Annotated in this window: 13 protein-coding genes; 6 read left to right on the top strand and 7 right to left on the bottom strand. The window is 57.2% G+C overall.

Annotation, left to right across the window (positions count from 1 at the left end; all coding sequences use genetic code 11):
- Nucleotides 1-342: 342 nt before the first annotated feature.
- Nucleotides 343-552: a hypothetical protein gene (locus tag SCT_RS17100; protein WP_144408248.1), complete on the top strand. Its 210-nt coding sequence runs from the start codon at nt 343-345 to the stop codon at nt 550-552.
- A 184-nt stretch (nt 553-736) separates the two neighbouring features.
- Here the strand turns inward: SCT_RS17100 and SCT_RS08060 are convergent, their stop codons facing one another.
- The 6 genes from SCT_RS08060 to SCT_RS17865 are packed head-to-tail and all read right to left on the bottom strand — an operon-like array spanning nt 737 to nt 6,146.
- Nucleotides 737-1,855 (bottom strand): 3-deoxy-7-phosphoheptulonate synthase, encoded by a 1,119-nt coding sequence (locus SCT_RS08060; protein ID WP_059421400.1) that lies wholly within the window; start codon nt 1,853-1,855, stop codon nt 737-739.
- A gap of 15 nt (nt 1,856-1,870) precedes the next feature.
- A complete protein-coding gene (locus tag SCT_RS08055; protein ID WP_082098238.1) occupies nt 1,871-2,593 on the bottom strand; it encodes a UDP-2,3-diacylglucosamine diphosphatase in 723 nt (240 codons plus the stop codon).
- Between the two features lie 60 nt (nt 2,594-2,653).
- On the bottom strand, nt 2,654-3,145 hold the full coding sequence (locus SCT_RS08050) for a peptidylprolyl isomerase (RefSeq protein WP_059421393.1): 492 nt from the start codon (nt 3,143-3,145) through the stop codon (nt 2,654-2,656).
- Nucleotides 3,138-3,803 carry a peptidylprolyl isomerase gene (locus SCT_RS08045; RefSeq protein ID WP_059421387.1) on the bottom strand — a complete coding sequence of 222 codons (666 nt, stop codon included), beginning with the start codon at nt 3,801-3,803 and terminating at the stop codon, nt 3,138-3,140. The genes SCT_RS08050 and SCT_RS08045 overlap by 8 nt, the downstream gene beginning before the upstream one ends.
- Nucleotides 3,800-5,020, bottom strand: a complete 1,221-nt coding sequence (locus SCT_RS08040; protein WP_237759631.1) for a murein L,D-transpeptidase family protein — start codon at nt 5,018-5,020, stop codon at nt 3,800-3,802. Before SCT_RS08040 ends, SCT_RS08045 begins: the two co-directional genes overlap by 4 nt.
- A gap of 34 nt (nt 5,021-5,054) precedes the next feature.
- A complete protein-coding gene (locus SCT_RS17865; protein ID WP_059421381.1) occupies nt 5,055-6,146 on the bottom strand; it encodes a tetratricopeptide repeat protein in 1,092 nt (363 codons plus the stop codon).
- Between the two features lie 104 nt (nt 6,147-6,250).
- On the opposite strand from SCT_RS17865, the gene SCT_RS08030 reads away from it, so the two are divergent.
- The 5 genes from SCT_RS08030 to SCT_RS08015 all read left to right on the top strand — a co-directional run bounded on the left by SCT_RS08030 (nt 6,251) and on the right by SCT_RS08015 (nt 10,943).
- Entirely contained in the window at nt 6,251-7,927 is a 1,677-nt protein-coding gene (locus SCT_RS08030) for a glutamine--tRNA ligase/YqeY domain fusion protein (protein WP_059421378.1), read from the top strand.
- 167 nt (nt 7,928-8,094) lie between these two features.
- Nucleotides 8,095-9,486, top strand: a complete 1,392-nt coding sequence (gene cysS / locus SCT_RS08025) for a cysteine--tRNA ligase (RefSeq protein WP_059421376.1) — start codon at nt 8,095-8,097, stop codon at nt 9,484-9,486.
- 133 nt (nt 9,487-9,619) lie between these two features.
- Complete coding sequence (locus SCT_RS08020; protein ID WP_059421372.1) at nt 9,620-10,150, top strand: transposase; 531 nt, start codon at nt 9,620-9,622, stop codon at nt 10,148-10,150.
- A gap of 87 nt (nt 10,151-10,237) precedes the next feature.
- Nucleotides 10,238-10,396 (top strand): hypothetical protein, encoded by a 159-nt coding sequence (locus tag SCT_RS17310; protein ID WP_159107888.1) that lies wholly within the window; start codon nt 10,238-10,240, stop codon nt 10,394-10,396.
- Entirely contained in the window at nt 10,374-10,943 is a 570-nt protein-coding gene (locus SCT_RS08015; RefSeq protein WP_059421370.1) for a hypothetical protein, read from the top strand. The genes SCT_RS17310 and SCT_RS08015 overlap by 23 nt, the downstream gene beginning before the upstream one ends.
- 148 nt (nt 10,944-11,091) lie before the next feature.
- On the opposite strand, the gene dnaJ is transcribed toward SCT_RS08015, so the two are convergent.
- Nucleotides 11,092-12,222 carry a molecular chaperone DnaJ gene (dnaJ, locus tag SCT_RS08010; protein WP_059421368.1) on the bottom strand — a complete coding sequence of 377 codons (1,131 nt, stop codon included), beginning with the start codon at nt 12,220-12,222 and terminating at the stop codon, nt 11,092-11,094.
- Nucleotides 12,223-12,304: the final 82 nt, after the last annotated feature.

Below are 12,304 nucleotides of genomic sequence, written 5' to 3'. Positions count from 1 at the left end.
GGCTGTTTCAGGCTAATTCCGGTGGAAAAAAGCCTGATGCCGCAATATGTTTAATTCGAGGTCCTGAATGATGACTTGTTCAGGGCTTCCCTAATAGCTCTCGCAGCAAATTTCAATCGCCAATCTGCTCACCATATTCTTGTGTCTGAAATCATGGGATCACAGCGCTTGTTGGCAATGCTTATCAATAGGCAATCTCTTGAAATCGAGGCTCTTCGAAACCAAGTGGCCAGCCCCGATGAATCGGCAACAGCCGGATATCACGACGTATAACCTCTCAATCCACCGGACCTGCGCGAAAAACTGCGGAGGTCCGATGATTTCAAACGTTAGGAGTCTCAGATGAAACGTCCTCCCCAAGAACACCATTTAGAAGTAGAGCACAATGGCACTCGTCATCTGGCGACATACACTGTAGAGCATGGAGTCCCGATTGTGCGTTATGGCATGGCAACCATAACGGGAACGCCTGGCCGACTTCTACCACATGACGAAGCAGCTTCCGCCTTGCTTCACTATCTTTTCGAGAAAGATTCTGCTGCCGCGAAATAAATGCAGCCGGAAGTAAGCGCTCTTGAGAAACTCAAACCCTTTCTGGCTGGTTTTCTCAACTCTGCTTATGTATAAACCAAGACAGGTTTTTGCTGTCAACGCGGGAAATGGGGGCAGGTTCAATTAACCCGATACCTTTGGTCAAAAGGGGGGAGGCAAGGTCACATTAAACTGCTAACTAGCATTAGCCACGTTTCGCTTCACCCATCAGCCTGACATTCTTCTCATAAGCCTCCCGCGCATTCCTCACGCACTCCAGGAACAACGGCAACTCCTCCATCAGCAGCGCCTGCGGCCCATCCACCAGTGCCTTGGTGGGCGCCGGGTGGAAATCCACCAGGATCATGTTGGCGCCGGCGATCACGCCTTGCATGGTGGCGTGGAAGATTTCCAGGATGCCGTCCGGGGCGCGGTTGCGCGTGCCGACCGAGTGCGATGGGTCGACGCATACCGGCATCCGGGTTAGGCGTTTGACTACGGGCACATGGGCGAAATCGACCAGGTTGCGGTGCGGGTCGCCCATGTTGGTTTTCATGCCCCTGAGGCCGAATACCACGTTGCGGTTGCCTTCCGAGGCAAGGTATTCGGCAGCGTTGAGTGATTCATCGAGGGTGATGCCGAAGCCGCGTTTGAACAGCACAGGAAATTCGCGCTGGCGACCGACGATTTTCAGCAGCTCGAAGTTCTGGGTGTTGCGGGTGCCGATCTGAATCATCACCCCGGTGGGGTTGCCGGTCTGCTTCAGCGCTTCGCGGATCTCGTCGACATGGGACTCATGGGTGACTTCCATGGCAATCACCTTGATGCCGTACTTGCCGGCCAGCTCGAACACCCAGGGCAGGCAGGCCTTGCCGTGGCCCTGGAAGGCATAGGGGCTGGTGCGTGGTTTGTAGGCGCCCATCCGGGTGCATACCTGGCCATGTTCCTGGAGCGCCTTCATCATCATCTCGACGTGCTCGGGCGTGTCCACCGCGCACAGGCCGGCGAAAACATTAAGGTTGTCCTGACCGAAGCGCACGCCGTTGTATTCAAAATGGGTGGGTCGATGGTCGTCCTTGTGCCGTCCCAGCACGCGGTATTCTTCGGAAATACGTACTACGCGCTCGACGCCGGGCAGGCTTTCCATGTTTTCCAGCGACAGCGAGGCGGTATCGCCGATCAGGTAGATTTCTGTCAGGGTCTGATGGACACCTTTTTCCTGGTGGATGCGGGTCTTGATTTTGGGCAGTTGCGCCAAGTGGTCGAGCAGCTGGCGGTATTCGGCACTGTCAGGCTGGGCGTCGGGGGAAAGGATCAGGATCATGATGGTGCTCCAGATTTAGATTTGAATTGGATCGCATCCTGCAGCATCGCAGCGCAGATAGCTGCCATGATCATACCAGCTATCCAGTACCCAGCGCTCGCAGTCGTGGCCATCGATCCGGTGCAGGTGGCGGGCGGGGCGGTGGGTGTGGCCATGGATCAAGCGGGGGTAGCCGTGTTCGCGCAGGGCGGCGGCGACCGCGTCTGGATGGACATCCATCTCCACGATGGATTTCAGTTGCTTGTCGGATTCGCTGCGCTGACGCAGTGCCTCGATCTCGGCCTTGCGCTCCGCCAGAGGGCGGGCGAGAAACTCCATTTGCCATGCCGGCTGCCGGACCTTGGCGCGGAAGGCGAGATAAGCCGTATCGCCGGTACACAGGGTATCGCCATGCATCAGCAGGGTCGGCGTGCCGTAAAGGTTGATCAGGGTGGGGTCAGGAATCAGGCGGGCGTGGGCGGCGCGCGCGAAGTCCTCGGTTATGAGGAAATCACGGTTGCCGTGCATGATGAAAACTGCCGTGCCGCTCCGGCTTAATTCCGCCAGGGTGCTTGTGACTGTGGCGTGATGGGGGTCGACCAGGTCGTCGTCGCCTGCCCAGTACTCGAACAGGTCGCCCAGAATGTACAGCGCCTCGGCCCGGGATGCAGTGTGGCGTGCGAAATCTTCAAATACTCGCGTGGTCTGCGGGCGTTCCGGGCCAAGGTGCAGGTCGGCGACAAACAGGCTGTGTTTCATTGGGGGGAGGAGTGATGATGAAGCGGTAATGGGGTATCCCATTACCTATCACCCATTACGTCAGCAAACTTCGATGCTCTCGATCACCACATCTTCCAGAGGCACATCCTGATAACCTGCCTGGCTGCCAGTCTTGACCTTGCCGATGCGGTCCACGATTTCCTTGCCGTCAATTACTTTGCCGAAGACACAGTAGCCGAAGCCTTGCGGGGTTGATGCTGTGTAGTTGAGGAAGCTGTTGTTCGCCGTATTGATGAAAAACTGGCTGGAGGCCGAATGGGGGTTGGGGGTGCGTGCCATGGCGATGGTGTAGGTTTCGTTCTTCAGGCCGTTGCCGGCTTCGTTCTCGATCTCCGCCATGGTTTCCTTCTGGATCAGACCGGACATGAAACCTCCGCCCTGAACCATGAAGCCATCGATGACGCGATGGAATATCGTGCCGTCGTAAAAGCCCTTTTCCACATATTTGAGGAAGTTCTCAACAGTTTTTGGGGCTTTCTCGGCGTCCAGATCAATGGTGATGTCGCCGAAATTGGTGTGAAGCTTAACCATGGGTTTTTTCCTTTTTACTCTTGGGGGTTTTCTTGTGGGGTTTTACCGGCTCGACCGATTCCGCAATCCTGGAATTGTCCGTCGAGATTTCGGTGACCAGCGCTACTTCCTCGATGATCACCGGCTGAATCGGGACGTCGGCGTCAAACGGTCCGCCAGCAGCAGTGGGCGCGGCGCCGATTTTTTTCACAATATCCATGCCTTTGACTACTTTGCCGAAGACGCAATAGCCGTAGTAATCGGGCAGTGGGCGATGAAAGTTGAGATATTTGTTGTCATCGAGGTTGATGAAGAATTGTGCGGTGGCTGAATTCGGGTCGTAGGAGCGCGCCATGGCCAACGTGCCGCGTTCGTTCCTGAGGCCGTTGTCGGCTTCATTGCTGATCGGCTCGTGTGTGGGTTTGTACTGGTAGTCCGGTGTGAAACCGCCGCCCTGGATCATGAATTTATTGATGGTGCGGTGAAACAGGGTGCCCTTGTAGTGGCCGTCATTTACATATTGCAGGAAGTTGGCGACGGTTTTCGGCGCCTTGTCCGGGAAAAGTTCAAATACCATGTCGCCCAGATTGGTGCGCATGGTCACTTGCGGATTGGCGGCATGGGTGCCCGCGCTGAAGAAAATTCCTGCTGCCAGAAAGATCAGGCGGAGTGTTTTCATGCTGTCCCCTCGTAGATGATTTTCCATTCGTTGTTCTCAAGTTTCCAGTACTGGCGTTTCTTCATCTGGTTTTTCAGATTGTTGCTGCTGTAATCCTGATCGAATGTTATCACCATCAGGTTTTCATTGCCCGGGTAGCTAAAAATGCTGACCCCGGACAGTTTGATCTTGACCCAGGTCTTGCCCATGTTGACTTGGCGCTTCTGAGTATCCCAGGAGCTGTAGTTCTGGCCGGGAGCTTTGAAGTTTTTTGAATAGTGCCGCAAATATTTATCTGAATCAATACTTTCCCAGTCGTGCCGCCAGTTCTCGACGAGCTTGCCGAGTTCGTCGCGCTGAGCAGCCAGTTCCTTGGCGTCCGCCCATTCAATGTGGTCGCTGATTACCACGGGAGTCAGTCCGATCTGCAAGTCTTTTCCGAGCTTGTCCAGGTCGGGGTTGGCCAGCACCACGCAACCACTGCTCGCGCGCGGCGGTCGGCTGTAGGTGTCGCTGGGTACTCCGTGTAGCCAGATGCCATGGCCGTTTTTCCCCTGCTGCCTGTCCCATTCATTAGGATAGCTGATCGGGAAGGCGGAGGTGCCGTAGAAGTCTGAAATCTGGGTTTTGGGCAGATGGGAGGTAACGAAATACACCCCTAACGGCGTTTTCTGATCACCTTCCTTGATTTTCTCGGAGCCGGCCTTGCCGCTGCTGACATAGTAGTCAGCTATATAGCGCGGCGTGCCGTTATCGTTCTGATACAGATAGAGCCGTGATTTTCCAGTGTCCACAACGACTGCATAGTGCTGTTCCGGCTGAAACTGCACCAGGTATTTGGGCACTTGATTGACCGGCATCTGCTCCAGGTGGCGCAGCAGGCGGGCGCGTGCTTCCTCGCGCAGATCGGAGATTTGATGCTGGGAGGCGCCGGCTGCGCTGCCGATGGAACTCAGTGGATATGCTCGCGCCATCAACAGGTCACCCCGAATCAGGTGGGCCAGCTTGAAATTGGGGTAGATTTTGAGCAGGGCCTCAATGTCGTTCATGGCGAGGTCGAGGCGGTTTTGCCGGACCTCCAGCAGGCTTTTCACCAGCATCGACTCGAGGTCGCTTGGGGACTGGCGCTGCGGCGCTTCGCTTTTTTGTCGCGGCCCGGGATGTTTATCCCGGGTCAGGGCGAAAAAGCCCAATGCTGAAGCCAGGGCGATTACAACGACAAGGATAATCCTTGCCATGCCGGATAAATGGAAGGTTCTGCGCAAAATAGGACTACCGGCCGATCCGCTCCTGCTGGATCAGCCATTTGTCGCCTGCTTTCACCAGTACAATAGTTTTCGTGGTGATGGTTTGCAAGGCGTCGGATTTGTAGCTCTGCTTGAAAGTGATGCTGGCATGGCTGGCATCGCTGAGAGTGACGCGAGGGGATTCGATGCCGACATGGATCGACTTGGGCCGACTGATGCGATTCTTGCGCTCTTTTTCCCAGGATGCACGGCTGCCGCCTGGCACTTTGAAATCCTTGGCGTAATAGGAAAGATAGGCGCCCACGTTCTTGCTCGACCAGGCATTAGCCCAGCCGTTGAGCGTTTTCAGCACGGCGGCTTCAGTGTCGGATTTGCTGACTTGTTCGGTTGCTGGCGCGGCCTTGGGTTCCGGTGCGGGCTTGGCAGGCGCCGGTGCGGGGGCTGGCACCGGCTGCACTATGGAGGGGGCTGGCGAGGGTGCAGGCTTGATCGCTTCGGGTATTGCCGGGGTCGTTGCGGGCGCGGCAGCAGGGGCAGCCGCCGGGGATGTGGTCTTGGTTGGGGCGCGGTTCGCCTTGCCGCCAGCGGAAAACAGTTCCTTGACCAGCGCCAGCTTGGTTTGCGCGGCAACATTGCCCTTGTCCAGTTGCAGCGCCTTGTCATAGGCCTGGCTCGCCATCTTGGCGTAGATGTCGCCCAGATTCTCGTGCGCTGTGGCGTAGCTCGGGTGGGTGCTGATCGCCATTTCCAGGGCATGCCGGGCTTTATCGTATTGCCCCTGTGAGGCATACAGCACCGCCAGGTTGTTGTAGGGTTCGGGCAGTTCGGGATATTCCTCGGTCAGCCTGGTGAAGATCTGGATCGCTTCAGCATTCTTGCCCTGCTCTGCCAGAATCAGTCCCTTGAGGAAACGCCCCTGCGCGATTTTCGGCCCCTGCGCGTCCTTGGGGCGGCTGGTGAGGTAGCTTTCGAGGCGTTCCAGAGCCTTGTCGTTCTGCCCCTGTTTGTAGAGCTTGTTGATGTCCTGCAGCTCATCGGCGCGAGCAGGCTGGCCGAAGGTGAAGAACAAGGTACAGGACAGGGAGGCTAAGATCGTGGCAATGCGGAAACGGCTCATTGGTAGTATACTTTTCACTATATTGCAAACAGGCTGAATTCTAACAAGAACCGCCCCTTTCACCAAACCCTTTGCTTCGAAATTTTTCAGAATGACCCCAGTTTATGAGCAGCAGCGATAACGCCCCCGTTCCCCATTTCATCCGCAACATCATTCAGGCCGATCTTGCCAGCGGCAAGCACAAGTGCATCGTCACGCGTTTTCCACCTGAGCCCAATGGTTATCTCCACATTGGCCACGCCAAGTCGATCTGTCTGAATTTCGGCCTGGCGCTGGACTTTCAGGGCAGATGTAACCTGCGTTTCGACGACACCAATCCCGAGAAGGAAAGCAATGAATATGCCCGCTCCATCCAGGACGATGTGCGCTGGCTGGGCTTCCAGTGGGACGGCGAGGTGCGCTGGGCATCGGACTATTTCGAGGCGCTTTACGATTACGCGGCCGAGCTGATCCGGCAGGGCAAGGCCTACGTGTGCGACCTCAGCCCCGAGGAGATGCGCGAATACCGCGGCACACTCACTGCGCCGGGCAGAAACAGCCCGTACCGCGACCGCCCCGTGGCGGAAAATATTGACCTGTTCGCCAAGATGCGCGCCGGCGAGTTTCCCGATGGCAGCAAGGTGGTGCGCGCCAAAATAGACATGGCATCGCCCAACATCAACCTGCGCGATCCGGCGATCTACCGCATTCGCCGTGCCCATCACATCCGCACCGGCGACAAGTGGTGCATCTACCCGATGTACGACTACACCCACTGCATTTCCGATGCGCTGGAGAACATCACCCATTCCCTGTGCACGCTCGAGTTCGAGGACCACCGCCCGCTCTACGACTGGGTGCTGGACCAGCTGCCGGTGCCATGCCATCCGCAGCAGATCGAATTCTCCCGCCTGGAGCTGCAGTACACCCTGACCAGCAAGCGCAAGCTGAACCAGCTGGTGACGGAAAAGCTGGTTTCAGGCTGGGATGATCCGCGCATGCCCACCATCACCGGCATGCGCCGGCGCGGCTACACGCCCGAAGGCATCCGCGAGTTCGCGCGGCGCATCGGCATCTCCAAGAGTGACAACGTGGTCGACATGAGTGTGCTCGAAGGCTGCATCCGCGAGGACATGGAAGTGCGCGTGCCGCGCGTGATGGCAGTGATCAAGCCACTGAAAGTAGTGATCACCAACTTCGTCGAAGGCGAAACGCAGTCGCGCGAAGCCGGCTTCCATCCCAACCACCCCGAGTTTGGCAACCGGGTGGTGCCATTTTCAGAGGAAATCTGGATCGAGGCCGACGATTTCAGCGAAAACCCGCCGCCAGGCTGGCAGCGCCTGGTGCCGGGCGGCGAGGTGCGGTTGCGCTACAGTTATGTCATCAAGTGCGATGAAGCGATCAAGGATGGCGCTGGCAATGTGGTTGAACTGCGCTGCTCGATCGATCCCGACACGCTCGGCAAGAACCCGCAGGGGCGCAAGGTCAAGGGCGTGATCCACTGGCTTTCTGTCGAGCATGCCTTGCCGGCGGAAATCCGGCTCTACGACCGCCTGTTCACCGTGGCCGAGCCGGATAGCGACAAGGCGCGCGACTTCCGCGAATTCATCAACCCCGAATCGCTGACCGTGGTGCAGGGCTGGGTGGAAGCCGCCGTGCGCGATGCCGCGCCCGAAACCCGCTACCAGTTCGAGCGTCTCGGCTACTTCTGCGCCGACCGCCACGACCACCAGCCCGGAGGCAAGCTGGTGTTCAACCGTACGGTGACGCTGAAGGATTCGTGGACAAAGGAGCAGGGCTAATTTTTGCCGCAAAGGACGCTAAGGTTCGCAAGGTAAGGCAATAAGTTAATGAACGCGTTTCGCATCGCCCATTGGGTAGCAGATTAAATTGTTCAAGCTTCTGAATTCCTTGCGTCCCTTGCGTCCTTTGCGGTTCAAGAATTTTAAAGGTTTATTAGGTTTATCAGATGCTGAAAATTTACAATTCCCTTTCTCGTTCCAAGCAGGATTTCATCCCCATCGAACCCGGCAAGGTCCGTATGTACGTCTGCGGCATGACGGTGTACGACTTCTGTCACCTCGGCCATGCGCGAGTGATGGTGGTGTTCGACATGATCAACCGTTGGCTCAGGGCCGATGGTTTCGATGTCACGTACGTGCGCAACATCACCGACATCGACGACAAGATCATCAAGCGTGCGGCCGAGAATCACGAACCTATCGATGCCCTGACCGGCCGATTTATCGCCTCGATGGACGAGGACGCGGCGAAACTTGGCGTGGAGAAGCCGGAGCATGAACCGCGCGCCACCCAGTACGTGCCCGGCATGATCGCCATGATCCAGGCCCTGATGGACAACGGACTGGCGTATGTAGCGAAGAGCGGCGACGTGTGTTATTCGGTGCACAAATTTCCCGGTTACGGCAAGCTTTCCGGCAAGTCGCTGGACGACCTGCGCGCCGGCGAGCGGGTGGATGTCGCCGTGGGCAAGGACGACCCGCTCGACTTCGTGCTGTGGAAATCAGCCAAACCCGGCGAACCTCAGTGGGATTCGCCTTGGGGGCAGGGCCGTCCGGGCTGGCACATCGAGTGCTCGGTGATGAGCGATGCCCTGCTCGGCGAGCATTTCGACATCCACGGCGGCGGCGCGGACTTGCAGTTTCCCCACCACGAGAACGAGATCGCCCAGTCCGAGGGCACGCACGGCCACCAGCATGTCAACTACTGGATCCACAATGGCTTCGTGCGGGTGGACAACGAAAAGATGTCGAAATCGCTCGGCAACTTCTTCACCATCCGCGAAGTGCTGGAGCGCTACGATGCCGAAGTGGTGCGCTTCTTCATTCTGCGCGCCCACTACCGCAGCCCCCTGAATTATTCCGACCAGCACCTGGACGATGCCAAAGGCGCGTTGACGAGGCTTTACACAGCGCTGAAAAATGTCCCGCCTCACCCCTCACCCCTCACCCCTCACGGCGTAGCAATTGATTGGCACGACCCCTATGCCGCTGCTTTCAAGGCAGCGATGGAAGACGACTTCAATACTGCCGAGGCAGTTGCAGTATTGTTCGACCTGGCCAACGAAGCCAACAAGACCCACGACAAACAACTCGCCGGCCTGCTCAGGTCATTGGGAGGGGTGCTGGGATTGTTGCAGCGCGATCCGAGCGAGTTCTTGCAGGGTAGCGCGGGGGAGTCGGGATGTACGCCGGAACAGATCGAAAAGCGCATCGCCGAACGGATAGCCGCCAAAAAAGCCAAAGATTATGCCGCCGCCGACCGCATCCGCAAGGAATTGCTGGATGAAGGTGTCGTGCTGGAGGATACACCGCAGGGGACGGTCTGGCGGCGGGCTTAGGTCTTGTGTGATGGGTATCGCTGTGCTCCACCCATCCTACATAGATTTTCGTGGCTCACCGCAGTTGTAGGATGGGTGGAGCACAGCGATACCCATCAATACCCACCAATCATAAATTTGATACCATGCACCGATGACCAACTATCGGCGCAATTTCATCGCGGGCGGCAGCTTCTTTTTCACCGTCAATCTGGCTGACCGCCAATCCCGCCTGCTCACCGATCATATCGCGTTATTGCGCGAGGCTTTCCGCTATACCCGCTCACGGCATCCATTCCAGATAGAAGCCATTGCGGTCATGCCTGAGCATCTGCACACCATCTGGACGTTACCGCCGGATGATCTGGATTACGCAACCCGCTGGCGTTTGATCAAAACGACATTTTCGCGCGGATTACCCAAGGGCGAGCGCATTTCACAAAGCCGCAGCAACAAGGGTGAACGGGGTATCTGGCAACGCCAGTATTGGGAGCACACGCTCAGGGATGAACAGGATTTTGAGCGGCATGCCGAATACATCCATTTTAATCCGGTCAAGCATGGACATGTAAAATCGGTGGCGGAATGGCCTTATTCGTCATTTCACCGCTTTGTCGAACTGGGAAACTATGCGGCAGATTGGGGTGGAGGTGTGGAGAGTGAGTTGTGTTTTGGGGAGAGGTGAGGGATTGATGGGTATCGCTGCGCTTTGGGGTAGGGTGATGGGTATCGCTGCGCTCCACCCATCCTACTGTACTGAAAGGAACACAGCATGAAAGCAAATCGACCGTGGCTGAAACAGATGATGAAGTTTGGACTGGTTTTAGTGGCCTGGGTCAGCATGAGCGCAGAGGCGGGGTTATTCGGATTTGGTGGAAAAAGCTGGAAGGAAGAAGTGCTGTTGCACGATGGCAAAAAAAATCATCGTTGAACGGGTTCAGAAGCTGGGTAGCCGCCCCACCTTGGAAAGCCGAGAGCGGCAGATACTGGATGAAACTATTACCTTCTCGATCCCGGAAACACACCAGAAAATCATCTGGGCCATGAGCTTTCGCGATGACGTACCTGAGCCGAACGGCATAAACGTCGTGGTTCTGGATATTGTGAACAACGTCCCTTACATCGGGGGTTACCCTGCTGGCTGCATTGCCTATAATAAATGGAAACGTCCCAATCCCCCGCAGATATTGTTCAAGTACGAGAGTGGTCAATGGAAGCGTGTCACCTTGGCGGAATTCCCGCCACAAATCAGCCGGGCAAACGTCATTGTCGGCGGGCCGCCTGCGGAAGGGATAGAGCCCTTCTACACGGTGGAACAGGTCAACGAAGAGAATCACGATATTAATACGCCCGAATACAAAACCATCCTGCGGGAGGCCATGAAGACTGAGTGGTGTCCACAGTATCCAAGTGGGCCTAAGGCACCTCTACCAATAACGCCGATTTCGCCACCGAATAATACTGGTGTAAAAAAATAACAGCACATATCCAACGTAACTGGCTCAAGTAAACGTAGGATGGGTCGAGCGCAGCGATACCCATCATCCCACCGCGATGAACCACAAAAGACTAGGGGCAGGAATCATCTTCCTGCCCCTAGTCTTTTTTCATCAAGTTCGTGCAAGCTTACTGCCCGAAAAAATCCTTCATCTTGTCCATCCATGATTTTGTGCGTGGGTTGTGCCGGGCACCATCCTGCTCGTTGAGCGTCTCCAGTTCACGTAGCAGTTCTTTCTGACGATCGGTCAGGCTTACCGGTGTTTCCACCACCATGTGGCACATCAGATCGCCGTGAGCGCTGCTGCGGACCCCTTTGATGCCTTTGCCGCGCAGGCGGAACACCTTGCCGGACTGGGTTTCTGCCGGGATCTTGATTTTGGCGTGGCCGTCCAGCGTCGGGATCTCGATTTCGCCACCCAGCGCTGCCGTGGTGAAGCTGATCGGCATTTCACAGTGCAGGTCGTTGTGGTCGCGCTGGAAAACCGAGTGGGCCTTGATCTGGATGACCACGTACAGATCGCCTGGCGGACCGCCGTTGACACCGGCTTCGCCTTCGCCCGAGAGGCGGATGCGGTCGCCTTCGTCGACTCCTGAGGGGATTTTCACCGCCAGGGTTTTGTACTGCTTGACGCGCCCGCTGCCTTGACATGTGCCGCAGGGATGGGCGATCACCTTGCCGCTGCCGTGGCATTTCGGGCAGGCCTGCTGGATCGAGAAGAATCCCTGCTGCATCCGTACCTGGCCGTGGCCGGCGCAAGTGGGGCAGGTTTCCGGCTTGGAGCCGGCCCTGGCGCCGCTACCGTGGCAGGTGTCGCACTCTGCCATGGTGGGGATGCGAATCTTGGTTTCGGTGCCGCGTGCGGCATCTTCCAGCGAGATTTCCAGGTTGTAGCGCAGGTCGGCGCCGCGGTAGACGTTGGATCGTCCGCCACGGCCACCGCCGGCACCGCCGAAGATGTCGCCGAAGATGTCGCCAAAGGCATCGGCGAAACCGCCGCCAAACCCTCCCGCGCCGCCCATGCCGGCCTGCTGGTCGACACCGGCATGGCCGTACTGGTCGTAGGCGGAACGCTTGCTCGCGTCAGACAGGATCTCGTAAGCCTCCTTGGCTTCCTTGAAATGCTCCTCCGCCTTCGGATTGTCCGGGTTGCGGTCCGGATGGAACTTCATCGCGAGCTTGCGGTAGGCCTTCTTGATCTCGTCGTCGTTGGCGTCCTTGTTGACGCCGAGAATTTCGTAAAAGTCGCGTTTGGACATATGGCTCTCTCACCGCAGAGGACGCGGAGGACGCGGAGGAACCCCAGGCATGAAGCGGGTTTTTCCTCTGAGTCCTCCGCGT

Source organism: Sulfuricella sp. T08 (genome assembly GCF_000971475.1).
Classification (GTDB): domain Bacteria; phylum Pseudomonadota; class Gammaproteobacteria; order Burkholderiales; family Sulfuricellaceae; genus Sulfuricella.
The sequence above is the reverse complement of the archived record's forward strand: the minus strand, read 5'-3'. Positions and strand labels throughout refer to the sequence as shown.